This is a genomic window from Eoetvoesiella caeni, from assembly GCF_003315175.1.
GTDB lineage: Bacteria > Pseudomonadota > Gammaproteobacteria > Burkholderiales > Burkholderiaceae_B > Eoetvoesia > Eoetvoesia caeni.
In genome coordinates this window covers 94,328-111,901 of the sequence record NZ_QNRQ01000002.1, presented here as the reverse complement: position 1 = coordinate 111,901, position 17,574 = coordinate 94,328, and the positions used below count along the sequence as shown (strand labels likewise).

Sequence of the window (17,574 nt, the reverse complement as noted above, 5' to 3'; positions counted from 1 at the left end):
CTAAAATATGAGGTGCGTAACACTATAGCTATCAGAGTTTGGACAGTTTCTTGGCGGGTCGTAAAGTAATGCAGGCCTAAGTAGTCAATTAATTTGTTTCGAAATTGCTGCGGCCACGGCTTGATATCCTTTAGGGGAAAGGTGCGGTCCATGTGTCGCATATGCAAATTTACCCATTTTCTCTAGTTGCAAAGACATATCCAAGAACGTAATACCTATAGATTTGGAATATTCTCTTAAAAGATTGGAGTACTGTTTCGCCCGAGAGTCAGGCCTCCAGAAGTTACTGTTTGGAATATAAACAATTAGTGGGGTACATTTGTTTTGTCCACACTCCCTTTTTAGTACGTCAATGGCTAACTTTGAGCCATAAGGCAAGTCCTTCTGAACGTTTTCAGTTTGGGGCGGGGCGAGCAGATGAGTCATGACTAAACGTTGGAGACCCGCGAGACTTAGGTGCTCTTTGGCCTCGCCAATACTGGTTTGTAGCCGCACACTTAGCTTCCTTGACTCGAAACATTGTTGAGCGGCTATTGCTCTTTTCTCGTCTATCACATGAGTATTGGCCGCAAGTAGATCTGCGGACTCTTCATAGAGTGTAATCAAGGTATTTGATAATTTTGGCGCTTTATGGTCTGCGCTCTCGTCGGAAAAGTACTCTGCCGCTTGATCAAAAAAATACTTTTGAAATACGCTATCGCGCTCGTTATTAATGTTGTCGTTTGGATAGAAGACTACCACGACATTTTTGAAATTCTTGATTTTTACAAAAGTTTGTGCGATAGCAGCATAATGGATCGGGGAGTTGCTTCCCGTACCTAGGTTTATGGCTTTTGTCCCTGCTAATTTGAGGAAGCCGGATATACTGTCATTGGCATTTACGCACGCACCCTGAACATAAGAGTCGCCGATCAACGCAACATCTAGCTCTGATAATTCCCATACAGAGTCAATGTTTCGGAAGCCATATCGATCTGATGTGTAGCGTACTTGTCCATAACCTTCATTGCAGTAATAAAGATTGGAGTTGGGCATAGATGCAAGTGGTGCAATATGATGTTTGTCCGCTATTAACTTATAGGGAGGCTGGTCATATAGATCCGGGTAAATAAGGCTTTGATAGCCTAATTTTCTGGCCTGATTAATTAATGGGTAATCTTCATCACAGGCGCGTACTTGCTCAAGCTGAACTGCTCTTGTCCCATTAATATTTTTCAAATAAATGTCGAAGATAATATCTGCTATGACTAGCGAAATATAGATGATAATTAGTACTGATATATAGCCTGCAGCGTATATCCAGCGTTTTCGGCTGTCAGTCGAGATCATAACGATCTCTGTAGTCTTTGATCAGGGTGGTATCTTGCTCCTCTTTTCTTATTACGCAATTTCCAATGGCCAGGAGCTCGATATCGGTTCCCATCAAACAATGGAAGGCGTCTTCTGGTGTGCAGACGATTGGCTCTCCTCGTACATTGAATGAGGTATTCACGAGTACTGGGCAGCCGGTTAACTCTTTAAATTTTGAAATAAGGTTGTAATAACGCGGATTCGTATTGGGATGTACCGTTTGTATACGTGCCGAGTAGTCAACATGCGTCACCGCTGGAATTGTGGACCTTGGGACATTCAGCTTATCGATACCGAAAAGTTGTTGTTGTTCATCGGTCATTGGAAGCTGTTTCTCTTTAGCTATATCCGCGACTAGCAGCATGTACGGGCTCTCTGTGTTGATATCGAACCAGTTTTTAGCGTCTTCATAAAGTACGCTGGGAGCAAATGGTCTAAAGGATTCGCGATACTTTACCTTTAAATTTAACTGTTTTTGGACGATGGGTGATCGTGGGTCAGCAATGATGGACCGGCCGCCCAGGGCGCGAGGGCCAAATTCCATTCTGCCTTGATGCCAACCTACTGCCTTTCCTTCAACTAGAGCATGAGCCGTAATGTTGATCAAATCTTCATCGGAAACGATAGTGAGTTTTGCTCCCGCGTTTTGGAGACGCTCTTCAATGTCTCTCTGGCTGTATTCTGGACCAAGATATGAACCCTTCATTGCATCGGGCGCAGCGATGATTCGAGGCTGATTCAACATTAAGTGGTATGCGCCCAGCGCCGCACCAATTGCACCGCCTGCGTCCCCAGAAGCGGGTTGAATCCACAGTTTATCAAATATATTTTCGCGTAAGAGCTTGCCATTTGCTACGCAATTAAGGGCTACGCCGCCAGCTAAGCATAGATTTCTTTGCCCTGTGGATTTTTGAATTCCCCGAGCGAGTTTGACCACTATCTCGTCGGTAACCGCCTGAATAGACGCAGCTAAATCCATCTCCCGTTGAGTGAGTTGTCCTTCAGAAGTACGTGCGGGACCACCAAAGAGGGAGTCAAACTTTGCGTTGGTCATGGTAAGGCCAGTGCAATAATTGAAGTAGCTCATGTTTAGATGAAAGGAGCCATCGTCTTTGATGTCGACGAGATGATCCTTAATTAACTTCGTATACTTCGCCTCACCGTAGGGTGCTAACCCCATAATTTTATATTCGCCCGAATTTACTTTAAAGCCAGTGTAGTAGGTAAACGCCGAATAAAGTAATCCGAGTGAGTGGGGAAATTGAATTTCCTTATGTACTTGGAGCGAGTTGCCCTGGCCAATCGCTAATGACGTAGTAGTCCATTCCCCGACGCCATCCATAGTTAAGACAGCTGCTTCTTCAAAAGGCGATGGAAAAAATGCTGACGCTGCGTGGCTTAGGTGGTGCTCGGAAAATAGTAGTCTTTCTTGCCAGTCAATAGCTTTGCTCAGATGCTCTTGGAGAGCATCTGAGATGACTTTCTTTTGAAATAATTTATCTTTTAACCAAACGGGAAGAGACGTTGCAAAGCTTTTGAACCCTCGGGGGGCATATGCAAGGTATGTTTCAAGCAGTCGTTCAAATTTCAAGAACGGTTTATCGTAGAACACGACATAATCGATTTCACCAACATCAACGCCACCTTGTTGCAAGCAATATCGAATGGCGAGAATGGGAAAATCAGGATCGTGTTTTTTACGGGTGAATCGTTCCTCTTGCGCAGCTGCGATAATCTCGCCGTCTATGATTAAGCATGCGGCGGAATCGTGGTAGTAAGCTGAGAGGCCGAGTATTTTCATTGATCAGAATAGTGTGTAGATGAATGGAGCGATGACGGAACCTTGCGCCGCGATAAGCAAGCCGCCAATCAGCACCATTATCATAATAATCGGTATTAACCATAGTTTCTTACGAACGCGCAAAAATACTAACAGTTCTTTAATGAAAGACATTATATAAGACCTTAGAATTGATTTTTGAACGTTTCAGGAGAAGGACCGGGTGGACACCGTTCGATCCAGTATGAAGGAATTTCTCGGCGTTTTAGGCGAAGCGCATCTCGGCCGAATACCTTCGCGACGAGTGCAACAGGAGTGAGCACGATGAAGAACAGTACTCCGAGTACAAGTGGATTGAAAATTTTTGCTAGAGAGACACCTATTAAAAACCATATTTTATTGAACGGTAATAGTAGTTTTGGAGCTAATAGGGTAATCAGTCCGAGTAGTACACAAATAAATGCCCAGCTAAGCCAGACATGCTGTTGTGCGCCTGTTATATGGCTGTAAATTGCAATGGCAGCAAAAATGGCGGTAAATAAGGCGCCGAAGCTACGATTGGATGGAAGTTTGTCTTGTTTAGAGAGGTTCATTATTGCTTCTATTTGTGAAAGGCACACCATTCTAAAGGCTCGGGCCGTAAACCGCTAATCGCATTTCATTGCATTGATTCTGAGGTTCGCAAGCCTAATCGCCGCATATTCGGGGGCGGTTGCGTGGGCATTAGCTCAAAGTGGAAGCTGCATCTTGGAGGCATATGCTTCGGTCTTCCGGCCCCTTTGATTGAAATCGCATAAAATGTAAGCTCAACGAGACCATAGGTTGCGAGTAGTTGTTGCGCAAACCAATTAGTTTTTTAAGAGTTTGGTAGCGGAGCTGCCATGGATCGCTACGAGGAGTAGGTTCTTGAAGATAACGTTAGTTGGGTCAGGCTACGTCGGCCTTGTAACAGGCGCTTGTTTGGCGGAGCTAGGAAATCATGTGTTTTGTCTCGATGTGGATGCCGGCAAGATTGATATTTTAAACTGTGGCGGTGTTCCGATTTATGAGCCAGGTTTAAAAGAATTAATTCAACAAAATAGAGAAGCCGGGCGGTTGCTGTTTTCGACCGACGCGGAGGCCGGTGTACTTCATGGTGATGTTCAATTTATTGCCGTTGGTACCCCTCCAGGAGAAGATGGGTCGGCCGATTTGCAATATGTACTGGCGGCAGCCCGAACGATAGGCCGCTCGATGCAGGGATTTAAGGTAATTGTGGATAAGTCCACAGTGCCGGTGGGAACTGCTGACATGGTCAAGGCGGCAATTACCGACGAGTTAGTAAAACGTGGCTTTTCGCCAGACCCCGAACAGCGACGGGCGTTGGGGCAACCTGATTTTTCTGTGGTTTCGAATCCAGAGTTTCTAAAGGAAGGCGCTGCGTTGGACGACTTCATGCGCCCTGACAGAATCGTTATAGGTGTAGACGATAGTGCGGCAGGCCAACAGGCGCGAGCTCAAATGCACAATTTGTATGCGCCGTTTAATCGTAATCATGAACGTACGCACTACATGGACGTGAGGTCGGCTGAATTTACGAAGTATGCAGCTAATGCGATGTTGGCCACACGAATTAGTTTTATGAATGAATTGGCTGGCTTGGCAGACGCGGTGGGCGCGGACATTGAATTGGTTCGCCAAGGCATTGGTTCGGATCCGCGCATTGGTTATAGTTTTCTGTATGCGGGTACTGGTTACGGTGGATCTTGTTTTCCGAAAGATGTACAGGCCTTAATTCGAACTGCGGCTGAACATGATCAGCGTTTACAGATTCTGGATGCTGTAGAGGCTATTAACGAGGCGCAAAAACGAGTGCTTGTTGGTAAGGTTCTTAAACGTTTTGGCGAGGATTTGAGTGGTCGTTGCTTTGCGTTGTGGGGATTGGCTTTTAAACCGAACACTGACGACATGCGCGAGGCGCCTAGTCGTGTAATTATTCGGGAATTAGTCGCCCGTGGGGCGAAAATCCAAGCACACGATCCTATTGCGATGGAAGAGTGTCGTAAGTGTTTGGAAATTGATTTCGCCGGTGCGCCGGAAAGGCTTGCGGCTGTTCACTTTGTTGCTCAACCTATAGATGCACTATCTGATGCTGACGCTTTGGTTATTGTGACGGAATGGAAAACTTTTCGGAGTCCTGATTTTTCGGCAATGAAATCTGCACTTAAACACCCAATAGTGTTTGACGGTAGGAATTTGTATGAACCGCCCATATTGGCCGACGCCGGGATTGAATACTACTCCATTGGTAGGCCGACTGTTAATTGAGATAAGATAGATGAAAAAAATACTAGTTACTGGAGGAGCGGGTTTTCTAGGCTCTCACCTTTGCGAACGCCTACTCAATGACGGGCATGATGTGTTGTGTGTTGACAACTACTTCACTGGTACGAAAGCAAATATTAGACATCTACTGACTAACCCGCGGTTTGAGGTCTTGCGTCATGATGTCACATTCCCGCTCTACGTTGAAGTCGACGAGATCTATAATTTGGCTTGCCCGGCTTCGCCCGTGCATTATCAACATGATCCCGTCCAAACAACTAAAACAAGCGTTCACGGTGCAATTAATATGTTGGGCTTGGCGAAACGGCTTGGCGCCAAGATATTGCAGGCATCAACCAGCGAAGTGTACGGTGATCCCGAAATACACCCGCAACCTGAAACTTACTGGGGTAAGGTAAACCCAATAGGCATACGCAGTTGTTACGATGAGGGTAAGCGTTGCGCGGAAACATTATTTTTCGATTATCAGCGTCAACATAGTTTGCGTATTAAAGTGGTACGTATATTTAATACTTATGGGCCGCGTATGCATCCTAACGATGGCAGAGTGGTATCAAATTTCATCGTTCAAGCACTGAGGGGAGAAGATATAACGATTTACGGCGACGGTTCTCAAACCCGTAGTTTTTGTTATGTTAGCGATTTAGTCGAAGTTATGGTGCGCATGATGGCTTCCCCTGACGATTTCATTGGGCCAGTAAATATCGGTAATCCAGGGGAGTTTACGATGCTACAGTTGGCTCAGACTATTTTGGAAAAGACGAATTCGTCGAGCAAATTAGTCTATCGGCAATTGCCGCAAGATGACCCGAAGCAAAGGCAGCCTGATATTTCGTTGGCCAAAACGCATCTTGGTGGTTGGGAACCGTCCATTCAACTAGATGAGGGTTTAAAGCACACGGTAGATTATTTTCGTTCAGTAATTTAACGTCATCTTATAAGGTTCAAACTGTATGTATAAATCGCCGGCTTATAAGCCATCTTTTAAACTGTATGTATAAATCAGCGGCTTATAAGCCATTTGTGCGTAATTGTTAGGGCTCAACTTATGTTGAATAATAAATCTATACTTATAACGGGTGGCACTGGTTCTTTTGGTAAGGCCTTTGTCAAAACAATTTTGAAGCGTTATCCCGATGTTAAACGCTTGGTGATTTTTAGTCGCGATGAGCTTAAGCAATTCGAGATGGCGCAACAATTTTCGGATGCGGAATATCCGGCATTACGCTATTTTATCGGTGATGTTCGTGACGCTGACCGTGTACGTAGAGCAATGGAAGGCGTAGACATTGTCATACATGCCGCTGCTCTAAAGCAGGTGCCTGCTGCCGAATATAATCCTTTCGAGTGTATAAAGACGAATGTGCTCGGAGCGCAAAACGTTATCGAGGCCTGTTTCGATACGGAAGTTAAAAAAGTCGTTGCTTTGTCTACTGACAAGGCGGCGGCGCCGATTAATTTATATGGCGCTACCAAGCTCTGCTCAGACAAGTTGTTTACCGCTGCTAATAATGTTAAAGGCAAGCGCGATTTACGATTTAGTGTAGTGCGTTATGGCAATGTCATGGGTAGCCGCGGATCTGTCATACCATTTTTCTTACAGCGCCGACAAACTGGGGCATTGCCTATTACAGACCCAGCGATGACACGCTTCAATATCAGCCTTCAAGATGGCGTTGAGATGGTGTTATGGGCGTTACAGCATGCACAAGGAGGAGAAATCTTTGTTCCCAAAATTCCGAGCTATCGAATTACCGATATTGCGCAGGCAATCGGTCCAGACTGTGACCACCCGATCGTTGGTATTCGCCCTGGCGAGAAAATACATGAAGAAATGATTACGGCGAGCGATAGCTTCAATACAGTCGATTTAGGCAAGTATTTTGCAATATTGCCGTCTGCCGGCCAGCATTCTGCGGAAAGTTATTGCGCAAGTTGTGGCGGACACCCGGTTGCACCAGGTTATGCTTATGATAGTGGCAGTAATACCGATTTTTTGACTGTTGATCAGTTGCGTGAGCTTATTGCAGAACATGTCCTTAATCCGGAAATAAGTGCAGCATGATTCCCTACGGTCGGCAAGAGATCACGCAGACAGACATTGATGCTGTTGTAGCGGTGTTGCAGTCAGATTTTTTGACGCAAGGCCCGCAGGTTCCTCTTTTTGAAGATGCGGTAGCCGCATATTGTGGCGCTAGATATGCGGTGGCGGTGAACAGCGCAACGTCTGCGCTGCATATTGCTTGTATGGCGTTAGGGTTGGGCCATGGCGATACTTTATGGACAACGCCCATTACTTTTGTTGCATCTGCTAACTGCGCTTTGTATTGTGGGGCACAGGTCGATTTTGTTGATATCGATCCTATAACCTATAACTTGTGTCCCGTTGCGTTAGAACGAAAGCTACTTTTGGCCGAGCAGCAAGGACGTCTGCCAAAAGTGGTGGTGCCAGTGCATTTATGTGGTCAACCGTGTGATATGGAAGCCATTTTTGCTTTGAGCCAACGATTCGGTTTTAGCATTATCGAAGATGCATCGCACGCAATCGGCGGTAAATATAAGGGCGAGCCTATAGGTAGTGGCCGTTATAGCGATGTGACCGTTTTTAGTTTTCACCCGGTTAAAATTATTACCTCCGCTGAGGGGGGGATGGCTTTGACTAATAATGCGCAGCTCGCGCAGCGTATGGATTTATTGCGTAGCCATGGAGTTACAAGAAACCCAGATTTAATGACTCAAGAGTCAGACGGCCCCTGGTATTATCAACAGGTAGATCTTGGTTATAACTATCGGATGACTGAGCTTCAAGGTGCTTTGGGGTTAAGCCAGTTAAACCGTTTAGATCAGTATGTTTCCACGCGGCATGAGCTAGCACATCGCTATGATGAGTTGCTGGCAGACCTGCCTTTAACGACTCCCTGGCAACATCCCGATGGTTATTCAGGTTTACATTTATATGTAATACGCTTGCACTTGGATGCGTTTAAACGCAGCCATCGCCAAATTTTTGAAAGCCTTCGTGGGCATGGTATAGGTGTGAATTTGCATTACATACCAGTGCATACCCAGCCTTACTATAAACATCTAGGGTTTAAGGAGGGGCAATTTCCAGAGGCCGAGCGATACTATGCCGAGGCGATTAGTTTGCCAATGTATGCCACCTTGACAGCATTACAACAAGATGTCGTAGTCAATGTTCTGCGGGATTTGGCGTAGACAAAATCGTTTTGCAATAAAGTGTTGTTATGAGCTTGTTGTGTTTTTTACGGATATTAACGTGCAGCAAAAAGACATTTTTCTAGCATCCGAGGCAGACGCCTGGTTTGAGCGAAATCACCAAGCATGCTTGGAAAGAGACTTTGCTAATGACGACCTTGTCGCTCGGATTGTGGCAAGAATAGTCTCACGTGTATCACTCCACGGTGGCGGACCCATCAAGCTTTTAGAGATTGGTTGTGGGGAAGGAAGGCGTCTTGAGTGGCTGGCAAAAAATTTTAATATTGAGGTATATGGCATAGAGCCGTCAGCCAAGGCGGTGGAGCAAGCATGCAGCCGTGGAGTTAAAGCTCAACGAGGTACCGCGGACACCCTACCATTTGAGACAGCTTCTTTTGATATTGTGGTATTTGGATTTTGTCTTTATTTGTGTGATAGGCAAGATCTGTTTCGAATCGCGTGCGAAGCTGATCGAGTACTTAAGCCGAAGGCTTGGGTCATTATTAATGACTTTTTTTCGAGCACGCCGATGAAGCGGGAATATCATCACAAATCCGGAATGTATTCATACAAGATGGATTATCGAACTATTTTCGATTGGCATCCTGCTTATACGTGCTACGAGCACAAATTAACTTCGCATAGCTTAGGTGATCTTATTGATGATCCGCAAGAGTGGGTCGCTATATCGTTGTTGCGTAAGGTGACGACGTCAAATGAATAGTCGGTTGGCGCTTGGTACAGTTCAGTTTGGGCTTGCGTATGGTGTGGCTAATAGAGCTGGTAAAGTCGGATTCTCCGAGGCGCAAGCTATCTTGCGCGAAGCCAGATCTTCTGGCATTAATACATTGGACACTGCTATTGCATACGGCGATAGCGAGACCCTGCTTGGGGAAATTGGAAGCGCGGATTGGCAAATTATTACCAAACTGCCCGAGGTGCCGGATGCGTGCATTGACGTTACAGGCTGGGTGCATGAGCAAATTGAAGGGTCGTTGTTGCGCTTAGGTAGTCGACAGCTTTATGCGGTGCTATTGCATCGCCCAGGTCAATTGTTGGAAGAAAAAGGGAAGGAGCTGTTCAGCGCACTCCAAGCCCTCAAGGTCCGGGGCTACACAAAAAAAATAGGAATTTCAATTTATAGCCCGGAAGACTTGGATGAGTTATTGAAAACGATGGATTTCGATTTAGTCCAAGCTCCATTAAATATCTTGGATCAACGAATTATTAAAAGCGGTTGGAGTCGGCGCTTGAGGTTGCGAGGCGTAGAATTACATGTCAGGTCGGCTTTTTTACAGGGGCTGTTATTAATGCCTCCAGATCAACGTCCTTGGAAGTTTGCACGGTGGCAATCGTTGTGGGACGAATGGGAGCGCTGGTTGACAGCAACAGAACTGTCCCCATTACAAGCTAGTTTGCGTTACGTGCTGAACATTACCGAAGTGGATAAAGTCGTTGTCGGAGTGGACAGTGTGTCACAGTTTCGTGAAATCCTTGCTGCTTCCGTTGGCCAATTACCCAGCTTGCCGGAATGGCCGCACCCCATTGATGGCGCTTTGATCAATCCAGCAAGTTGGAATCAGCTATGAGAGTTGTCGCTATTATTCAAGCCCGAATGGGGTCGACTCGCCTACCAAATAAGGTAATGAAACCTATTGACGGTGTGCCCATGATCGAGTTGTTGCTTGCACGATTGGCCAAGTCTGTCGAATTGGATCAAATAATTGTGGCAACCGCGGAGGGTAAAAAGAATCAGTATTTATCGGATTTTGTCAGTGGGTTGGGTTATTTCTGTTTCGCAGGTAGCGAAAACGATGTGCTTGACCGTTTTTATGCCGCTGCTAATGCCGCGAAAGCAGATGCGATAGTTCGTATAACAGGTGATTGCCCTTTGGTTGACTCAACATTAGTTGACGAGGCTGTGCGCGAATTTAAAGTTTTAAACGTCGATTATTTTAGTAACGTGGCTCCGCCAACTTTTCCGGATGGCCTTGATATAGAGGTGATGCGATTTGATGCACTGGAAAAAGCGTGGCGTGATGCATCCGATGCGTTTGATCGAGAGCACGTAACACCTTACCTCCGTAGGCCCGCCTTATTTCGACAGGGGTCTATGGTGAATACAGAGGATTTTTCCAATCTGCGTTGGACTGTTGACGAGGCCGCAGATTTTGAAGTAATCAAGCAAGTTTTTGAACACTTTTCGCCATCCAAGTATTTTACTTGGCGTCAGGTGCTGGAGCTCCAACTCGGCAAACCGGATATGTTTGCCGCTAATCAACACTTAATCCGTAATGAAGGTGCCACTATGGCTACAGGTCAAAAACTTTGGAAGCGTGCTAAACAAATTATTCCTGGTGGAAACATGCTGCTGTCCAAGCGGGCGGAAATGTTCTTGCCTGAGCGATGGCCGGCATATTTCAGCAAGGCTAAAGGCTGCAAAGTTTGGGATATGGACGGTAATGCATACATTGACATGAGCATAATGGGAGTTGGCACTAATCTATTGGGGTATGGAAACGCCGAAGTAGATGAGGCTGTACGTGCAACAGTGACTGCCGGCAATATGTCCACCTTTAATTGCCCTGAGGAAGTCTGGCTTGCCGAAAAACTGATCGAGCTACACCCGTGGGCCGATATGGTGCGTTTCGCACGTGCTGGCGGAGAGGCGAACGCCGTTGGAATTCGTATAGCACGAGCAGCCGTTGGCAGGGACAATGTGGCTGTTTGCGGATATCACGGGTGGCATGATTGGTACTTGTCTGCAAACCTTGGAAACGATGAAACCTTGGCCGGGCATTTACTTCCTGGCCTTGAGCCCAAAGGTGTCCCACAGCATCTAAGGGGAACTGTATTCCCTTTTAATTATAACAATTATGCTGAATTGGAAAACTTGGTAGATACCCACGACATAGGTATTATCAAGATGGAGGTTTCGCGAAACCACGGCCCAGAAGACAATTTTCTACATAGGGTGCGTGAGCTGGCTACTAAGCGCGGCATAGTTTTAATCTTTGACGAATGTACATCGGGTTTCCGGCAAACTTTTGGTGGGCTACACAAGATGTATGGCGTTGAGCCCGATATGGCTATGTTTGGCAAGGCCTTAGGAAATGGCTACGCAATTACCGCTATTATTGGACGTCGGGAAATTATGGAGGCGGCGCAAACCACCTTTATTAGCAGCACGTTCTGGACTGAACGGATTGGCCCGTCGGCAGCGTTGAAAACGTTAGAAGTTATGGAGCGGACTCGGTCTTGGGAGAAAGTCACTAGGACCGGTTTGGATATTCGTCAACGTTGGCAGGATCTTGCGGATAAGCACGATTTGAAGATTGAACACTGGGGATTACCTGCATTGACGGGCTATACGTTTGCCAGTGCGAATTCTCTGGCTTATAAGACGTTAATAACTCAGGAAATGTTAAGCAAAGGTTATCTGGCGGGCAACAGTGTATATGTTTGTACCGAGCATACACCCGAAATTATTTCAGGTTATTTTGAGGCCTTGGGCTCTGTCTTTGGACTCATTAAGGAGTGTGAGGATGGACGCGATGTTATGGGGTTGCTTAAAGGGCCAGTATGTCACGGTGGGTTTAAGCGTTTGAATTAACACGTAAAATGAATGTCGCCTTCCGGGTTGATGCATCGCTGCAAATAGGCACTGGTCATGTTATGCGCTGCCTGACACTGGCAGATGCGTTAACGGCGAAAGGAGTTGCCTGTTACTTTATATCCAAGCGGCATCCTGGCCATTTATTTAATTTAATCATTCAGCGTGGGCATAAATTGCTCCCAATTGAACATAAATGTCCAAACACGGTGCCAACAACCCAAACATTAAAGTGTCAGTTACGTGGCTATGCTTTGTGGTTAGGGAGTGATTGGGAACAAGATGCAGAACAAACAGCGGTCGCTTTGGCATCACTAACGGTAATGGACTGGCTGGTAGTTGATCATTATGGCATTGAGGCAAATTGGGAGGGTGCGCTGGCGGCGCATTATCGACAATTGATGGTAATTGATGATCTGGCAGATCGTCCCCATAGATGTGACCTACTCTTGGATCAAACTTTTGGTCGACAAAGCACCAGCTATGCGCCATGGGTATCCGCACGGTGTACATTGCTATTAGGAGCGCAGTACGCTTTATTGCGCCCTGAGTTTGCGACCATGCGACGGTATAGTATTAGTCGGCGAGTGTCGCCGCAGGTCAGGCGCTTGTTGGTTGCTATGGGCGGAGTGGACAAAGACAATGTTACTGGACTAGTTCTGAAAACGTTGAAGGGCTGTGATCTAGCGGAAGACATTGAAATTACCGTGATAATGGGTCCTCACGCTCCATGGTTGACAGAGGTGATGCAGATAGCAACAACCCTTCGTTGTAAAACATCGGTGCTGACTAATGTGAGCGATATGGCAACGCTAATGGCAACCGCTGATTTGGCGATTGGTGCCGCTGGAGCCACCTCATGGGAGCGCTGCTGTTTAGGGCTGCCGAGCATTATCGTGGTATTGGCGGATAATCAGCGCCATATTGCGCAGGTATTAAAAGCTGAACTAGCTGTAGATGTAGTAAGTAATTTGGCTGCGCTTCCTGTGATCTTGCCTGCTTTGATTAACCGATACCGTATGTGCCCAGCAGCGCTTTCTGATATGAGTCATGCCGCCGCGCGCATTACGGATGGTAGAGGTGTGCAAAAAGTTTTGAACCATATGGGATACTAATGTATATGAACGTGTATACATCGACTCGCGGGCATATTCGGCCAATGACTGAGAATGACCTTGAATTGGTTTTAGAGTGGCGCAACCACATTGATATCCGGCGGTATATGTACACACAGCACGAAATCAGTTGGGATGAGCATTGCCAGTGGTTTCGGCGTGTATCGAAAGATCACACGTGTCATCTGTTAATCTACAGTAATCGCGAGAATATTCCATTAGGATTCCTGAGTTTTCAATGCATCAACGGCGGGCCCATTGCTGAGTGGGGCTTTTATGTTTCGCCTCATGGCCCCCAGGGAACTGGGGTGCGCCTAGGTACCGCTGCACTGAACTATGCATTTACTCAGTTGAAGCTGCATAAGGTCTGTGGCGAAGCTCTTGGTTTCAATGAGCGATCGATCAAGTTTCATCAGAGGCTGGGCTTTCAGCAAGAAGGAGTGTTACGTGATCAGCATTTTGACGGCACTCATTATCATCCCGTTCTTTGCTTTGGCTTATTGGTAGAGGAATGGGGCTTGGATCACGAAGAGAACTGACTATGTCGACGAATTATCCATATATTTCTATTGCAGGTCGCCGTATTGCGACTGACGAGTCACCTTATATTATCGCGGAGCTTTCTGCCAATCACAATGGCAGCCTCGAGACGGCTTTTCGAATTATAGAGGCGGCAAAGATCGCGGGCGCTGAAGCGGTAAAGCTGCAGACCTATCGTCCGGATACCATTACTCTCGACTCTAACTCTGAGGAGTTTTGTATTCATGGTGGCTTATGGGATGGGCGTACGCTTTATGATTTGTATGCGCAGGCGCATATGCCGTGGGATTGGCATGCGCCTCTGTTCGAATACGCCCGCACGCTGGGCATCACCATTTTTAGTTCTCCATTCGACAACACGGCAGTTGATCTGTTGGAAGACTTGAATGCGCCCGCGTATAAAATTGCTTCATTCGAAGCCATTGATTTACCATTGATTAAGTACGTGGCACGTACAGGCAAGCCTATGATCATTTCTACTGGAATGGCAGATGCGGAAGAAATTCAAGAGGCGATTGAGGCGGCGCGTGAAGGCGGCTGCCAGGAGTTAGCACTTTTGCATTGCGTTAGCGGCTATCCTGCGCCAGCTCCTGATTATAATCTGCGCACAATTTCAGATATGATGGCACGCTTTGGTTTCGTGACTGGGCTGTCTGATCACACGTTGACTAATGCCACAGCGATAGCCAGCGTTGCATTAGGTGCGGCAATAATTGAGAAGCACTTTACTCTTGATCGCGGCGCTGGTGGCCCTGACGATAGTTTTTCGTTAGAGCCTACAGAACTTGAAGCGCTCTGTCGAGATACTAAAACTGCATGGCAAGCTTTAGGGGATGTGAATTATGGGCGTAAATCCAGCGAGGTCGGGAATGTGCAATTCAGACGATCTCTGTACTTCGTCAGGGATATTAAGGCGGGAGAGGTAATTACTGAGGATGCGGTGCGAAGCGTCCGGCCGGGATTCGGAATACCACCTAAGTATTATCAGCAAGTGATAGGAATGCGGGTTAAACAGAATGTAAAAAAGGCGACTGCGGTGAATTTTAGTTTGTTGGAATGAAAATGCGTATTGGTTTTGCGTCTATATACTCGTGGCGCCCACATGTTGGATATATGTTTTTTTTAGCTCAGCTTCTTCAAAAGGCTGGGCATGATGTTGAATTTTTAACGTGTGATAGTGACTTGCCTACATGTTATACACGTCAAATTAGGGATATTCGTCCTGATTGGCAAGAATGCTTTATATGTCGTGCCGGAGGCGTCCGCTCATACACGGGTACGAATGTATCATCTCTCGGTCAATATAAGATTGCAAAAGCGCCGTTGCCGGACGAGTGGAAGGACTGGACTCTATCGAGTGCCAGTACTTTGGGGCGTTTTGAGTCTAGCGCCGACTATAATAGCGATGAGTTCGTTGCAATGGCCAAGAAGTTCGAGCCTGTGGTCGATCTAGCTTATCGTGCCGCCAAAACTTGGATACGGGAAAAGAAGCTAGATGCGTTGTGTATATTTAACGGACGAATGGATGCGACTAGGGCTCTTTTTGAGGCAGCGCGCGACAGTAAAATTTCTGTGGTTAGTCTGGAGCGTACATGGTTTGGCGATGGTGTGCAAATCTATCCAGAAGAAAATTGCCTAGGGCTAGGCTCTGTTGACGATATGATGGACTCATGGCGTGACAAGCCACTTACAAGCTCCCAGGCTAAAAAGTCCGCCGGATATATATCTTCCAGATTCTTAGGACAAAATAATAAGGAGTGGCGTGCTTATAATACGCAGTCTGTGCCGGCACCTTGGCCAGGAGATAATGGCAAAAGGAAGATTTTACTGATTCCAGGCAGTATTAACGAAATCTGGGGGCATCGAGATTGGCAGTCAGACTGGCAGCATCCTACGAAGGCATATGATGCGCTTATCTCTCATTTGGGATTACAGGCCAATGACCTTGTTTTACGGTGTCATCCAAATTGGGGTGAAACAATCGGAAAACGTACGGGAGAATTACCAGAAGCCTTATATACAACGTGGGCGAAAGTACGCGGTATACATGTTATCTCGAGTCATGATAAAACAAGTACGCTAGGGCTAATAGAACAATGTGATGCAATAGTAGTTGCAGGAGGCAGTGCTGCGCTTGAAGCGGGCGCTCTCGGTAAACAGATCATTAGCGTGGGGCCATCTGTGTATCAAAGAGCAGGGATGGCCGATGATGCAAGAGACTCAGCGAAGTTGGCTTTATTAAAATTGAATATGGATCTGCCGCCTGAAATGCAAATGCGTCGAGCTAGGGCAATCGCCAGGCAAACGCTTAGATTTTGTTATACGATGACTCACCGGCTCCCTCAGTACGTAGACCATGTAAAAGCAGAAACAACAACACAATATCTTTACAAAGAGGGCGCGGACCCCAATAGATTATTAAATATATTGACCACTGGGCGATTGGAAGCTGACGATGCGACTTACTCCAGCGACTCACGTGAGGAAACCGTCGTCTTAGATCGTTTATTGATGCATGACTGGGCTGCGTTGAGGGAACCGGGATTGGAGTTTGATAGAGATTTGTATCGCCCAATGACCCGTCGTTTACTTTACAAGCCAATTGATTCTATTAGAAATAAAATGCCTATTGGAGATCGCTAAGATGTTTTTTCAGCGTCGACCTTCCTTTAGCAGTTCAAACATATAAACCATGTCTCTTTCAAATGTGTGGCAGACGTTTAAGTCCCATCCCCAATATACACTTATGCGCGGGTTGGGTCGTTTCGTGTTTTTCCGCAATTTAGTGATATTGAGTAGGAAGCTAAGGCACACTCGATCGACTGATGAGTTTTTATTAAACTGTCAAAAAAGAATGGGCCAGTCAGTATTCCATGATGTCGATTTAGAATCGTTTGTCGATGAACTGCGTACAAAAGGTGTGGCGTTTGGTCTTCGACTTCCGGCCGGTATTTTGGAGGAACTCACGCTGTTCGCTCAAAATAATCCTTGCTATGCATATAGACGTACTGAAGCGGGATTTCGCTTTAATGAGCACAAATTGGCTGAGAATTCCCTTCAGAAACCCATTTTACTGGCTCAGTATTTCAACACTGCAGTCCAGTGTAATGCCGTTAAGCAATTAATAAATGATCCGGTTTTACAATGGATAGCTGCTACCTACCTCCAATCGGTGCCCACATTCGTAGGGGCTAATATGTGGTGGACATTTCCAGTAAAGGCTTCAGAACAGGACAGGAGTGAACATGCTCACTTATTTCACCGCGATGTAGATGATTATAAATTTTTCAAATTCTTTTTTTATCTTACTGATGTAAATCCTGGTGAAGGAGCCCATGTGTGTGTGGTCGCGTCACATGAGAATCCTCCTAGGATAAAAGCTAGCGATAAATGGACATTTCGTCGTTACAGCGACGAAGAGATTGATGGCTTTTACGCCGCAAAAGATATAGTGGAGATATGCGGCGAGGCTGGGACCGGATTTGCAGAGAACACGTTATGCATTCATAAAGGCCGCACTCCGATAGCGAAAGAACGTTTATTATTACAGTTGCAGTATTCACTGTTTGATTATGGGGTCACGAACGATATCCGTGATGCGGCACAACTGCAAATGCTTGTTTAGGCCGCTTCTC

16 protein-coding genes are annotated in these 17,574 nt (G+C 46.3%); 12 read left to right on the top strand and 4 right to left on the bottom strand.

Annotated elements, in window-relative coordinates; translation table 11 throughout:
* Positions 1–84 precede the first annotated feature (84 nt).
* Genes DFR37_RS04175 through DFR37_RS22770 form a run of 4 tightly spaced genes read right to left on the bottom strand, consistent with a single transcriptional unit; the run spans position 85 to position 3,723 of the window.
* On the bottom strand, positions 85–1,329 hold the full coding sequence (locus DFR37_RS04175) for an SGNH/GDSL hydrolase family protein (RefSeq protein ID WP_113931987.1): 1,245 nt from the start codon (positions 1,327–1,329) through the stop codon (positions 85–87).
* Positions 1,316–3,151 carry a carbamoyltransferase family protein gene (locus DFR37_RS04170; protein WP_113931986.1) on the bottom strand — a complete coding sequence of 612 codons (1,836 nt, stop codon included), beginning with the start codon at positions 3,149–3,151 and terminating at the stop codon, positions 1,316–1,318. Before DFR37_RS04170 ends, DFR37_RS04175 begins: the two co-directional genes overlap by 14 nt.
* Before the next feature lie 3 nt (positions 3,152–3,154).
* Positions 3,155–3,304: a DUF5989 family protein gene (locus tag DFR37_RS23255; RefSeq protein WP_242341706.1), complete on the bottom strand. Its 150-nt coding sequence runs from the start codon at positions 3,302–3,304 to the stop codon at positions 3,155–3,157.
* A gap of 11 nt (positions 3,305–3,315) precedes the next feature.
* Complete coding sequence (locus DFR37_RS22770; RefSeq protein ID WP_147251585.1) at positions 3,316–3,723, bottom strand: SxtJ family membrane protein; 408 nt, start codon at positions 3,721–3,723, stop codon at positions 3,316–3,318.
* 313 nt (positions 3,724–4,036) lie between these two features.
* Between DFR37_RS22770 and DFR37_RS04165 the strand changes: the two genes are divergently transcribed.
* The 12 genes from DFR37_RS04165 (at position 4,037) to DFR37_RS04110 (ending at position 17,564) form a co-directional block, all read left to right on the top strand.
* Positions 4,037–5,437 (top strand): UDP-glucose dehydrogenase family protein, encoded by a 1,401-nt coding sequence (locus DFR37_RS04165; protein ID WP_113931985.1) that lies wholly within the window; start codon positions 4,037–4,039, stop codon positions 5,435–5,437.
* Positions 5,438–5,447: 10 nt separating this feature from the next.
* Positions 5,448–6,383, top strand: coding sequence for a UDP-glucuronic acid decarboxylase family protein (locus tag DFR37_RS04160; protein ID WP_113931984.1), 936 nt, complete (start codon positions 5,448–5,450; stop codon positions 6,381–6,383).
* A 120-nt stretch (positions 6,384–6,503) separates the two neighbouring features.
* The gene (pseB, locus tag DFR37_RS04155) at positions 6,504–7,520 is read left to right on the top strand and encodes a UDP-N-acetylglucosamine 4,6-dehydratase (inverting) (RefSeq protein ID WP_113931983.1); all 1,017 of its coding nucleotides are present in this window, start codon (positions 6,504–6,506) and stop codon (positions 7,518–7,520) included.
* Positions 7,517–8,671 (top strand): UDP-4-amino-4,6-dideoxy-N-acetyl-beta-L-altrosamine transaminase, encoded by a 1,155-nt coding sequence (pseC, locus tag DFR37_RS04150; protein ID WP_113931982.1) that lies wholly within the window; start codon positions 7,517–7,519, stop codon positions 8,669–8,671. Before pseB ends, pseC begins: the two co-directional genes overlap by 4 nt.
* Before the next feature lie 61 nt (positions 8,672–8,732).
* Positions 8,733–9,395 (top strand): class I SAM-dependent methyltransferase, encoded by a 663-nt coding sequence (locus tag DFR37_RS04145; RefSeq protein WP_170139823.1) that lies wholly within the window; start codon positions 8,733–8,735, stop codon positions 9,393–9,395.
* Positions 9,388–10,260 carry an aldo/keto reductase gene (locus DFR37_RS04140; RefSeq protein WP_113931980.1) on the top strand — a complete coding sequence of 291 codons (873 nt, stop codon included), beginning with the start codon at positions 9,388–9,390 and terminating at the stop codon, positions 10,258–10,260. Before DFR37_RS04145 ends, DFR37_RS04140 begins: the two co-directional genes overlap by 8 nt.
* Positions 10,257–12,284: an aminotransferase class III-fold pyridoxal phosphate-dependent enzyme gene (locus DFR37_RS04135; protein ID WP_113931979.1), complete on the top strand. Its 2,028-nt coding sequence runs from the start codon at positions 10,257–10,259 to the stop codon at positions 12,282–12,284. Before DFR37_RS04140 ends, DFR37_RS04135 begins: the two co-directional genes overlap by 4 nt.
* Before the next feature lie 8 nt (positions 12,285–12,292).
* Positions 12,293–13,399 (top strand): UDP-2,4-diacetamido-2,4,6-trideoxy-beta-L-altropyranose hydrolase, encoded by a 1,107-nt coding sequence (gene pseG, locus DFR37_RS04130; protein WP_113931978.1) that lies wholly within the window; start codon positions 12,293–12,295, stop codon positions 13,397–13,399.
* A gap of 44 nt (positions 13,400–13,443) precedes the next feature.
* Positions 13,444–13,938 (top strand): UDP-4-amino-4,6-dideoxy-N-acetyl-beta-L-altrosamine N-acetyltransferase, encoded by a 495-nt coding sequence (pseH, locus tag DFR37_RS04125; RefSeq protein ID WP_113932403.1) that lies wholly within the window; start codon positions 13,444–13,446, stop codon positions 13,936–13,938.
* A 2-nt stretch (positions 13,939–13,940) separates the two neighbouring features.
* The gene (gene pseI / locus DFR37_RS04120; protein WP_113931977.1) at positions 13,941–14,999 is read left to right on the top strand and encodes a pseudaminic acid synthase; all 1,059 of its coding nucleotides are present in this window, start codon (positions 13,941–13,943) and stop codon (positions 14,997–14,999) included.
* A 2-nt stretch (positions 15,000–15,001) separates the two neighbouring features.
* Entirely contained in the window at positions 15,002–16,582 is a 1,581-nt protein-coding gene (locus DFR37_RS22765) for a capsule biosynthesis protein (RefSeq protein ID WP_147251584.1), read from the top strand.
* Positions 16,583–16,793: 211 nt separating this feature from the next.
* Positions 16,794–17,564 carry a hypothetical protein gene (locus DFR37_RS04110; RefSeq protein ID WP_242341705.1) on the top strand — a complete coding sequence of 257 codons (771 nt, stop codon included), beginning with the start codon at positions 16,794–16,796 and terminating at the stop codon, positions 17,562–17,564.
* The last annotated feature ends 10 nt before the right edge of the window (positions 17,565–17,574 follow it).

Excerpts from the sequence above, each read along its gene's own strand:
- DFR37_RS04175 (WP_113931987.1), bottom strand. The coding sequence starts at position 1,329 with ATGATCTCGACTGACAGCCGAAAACGCTGGATATACGCTGCAGGCTAT.
- DFR37_RS04170 (WP_113931986.1), bottom strand. The coding sequence starts at position 3,151 with ATGAAAATACTCGGCCTCTCAGCTTACTACCACGATTCCGCCGCATGC.
- DFR37_RS23255 (WP_242341706.1), bottom strand. The coding sequence starts at position 3,304 with ATGTCTTTCATTAAAGAACTGTTAGTATTTTTGCGCGTTCGTAAGAAA.
- DFR37_RS22770 (WP_147251585.1), bottom strand. The coding sequence starts at position 3,723 with ATGAACCTCTCTAAACAAGACAAACTTCCATCCAATCGTAGCTTCGGC.
- DFR37_RS04160 (WP_113931984.1), top strand. The coding sequence starts at position 5,448 with ATGAAAAAAATACTAGTTACTGGAGGAGCGGGTTTTCTAGGCTCTCAC.
- pseB (WP_113931983.1), top strand. The coding sequence starts at position 6,504 with ATGTTGAATAATAAATCTATACTTATAACGGGTGGCACTGGTTCTTTT.
- pseC (WP_113931982.1), top strand. The coding sequence starts at position 7,517 with ATGATTCCCTACGGTCGGCAAGAGATCACGCAGACAGACATTGATGCT.
- DFR37_RS04140 (WP_113931980.1), top strand. The coding sequence starts at position 9,388 with ATGAATAGTCGGTTGGCGCTTGGTACAGTTCAGTTTGGGCTTGCGTAT.
- DFR37_RS04135 (WP_113931979.1), top strand. The coding sequence starts at position 10,257 with ATGAGAGTTGTCGCTATTATTCAAGCCCGAATGGGGTCGACTCGCCTA.
- pseG (WP_113931978.1), top strand. The coding sequence starts at position 12,293 with ATGAATGTCGCCTTCCGGGTTGATGCATCGCTGCAAATAGGCACTGGT.
- pseH (WP_113932403.1), top strand. The coding sequence starts at position 13,444 with ATGACTGAGAATGACCTTGAATTGGTTTTAGAGTGGCGCAACCACATT.
- pseI (WP_113931977.1), top strand. The coding sequence starts at position 13,941 with ATGTCGACGAATTATCCATATATTTCTATTGCAGGTCGCCGTATTGCG.
- DFR37_RS22765 (WP_147251584.1), top strand. The coding sequence starts at position 15,002 with ATGCGTATTGGTTTTGCGTCTATATACTCGTGGCGCCCACATGTTGGA.
- DFR37_RS04110 (WP_242341705.1), top strand. The coding sequence starts at position 16,794 with ATGGGCCAGTCAGTATTCCATGATGTCGATTTAGAATCGTTTGTCGAT.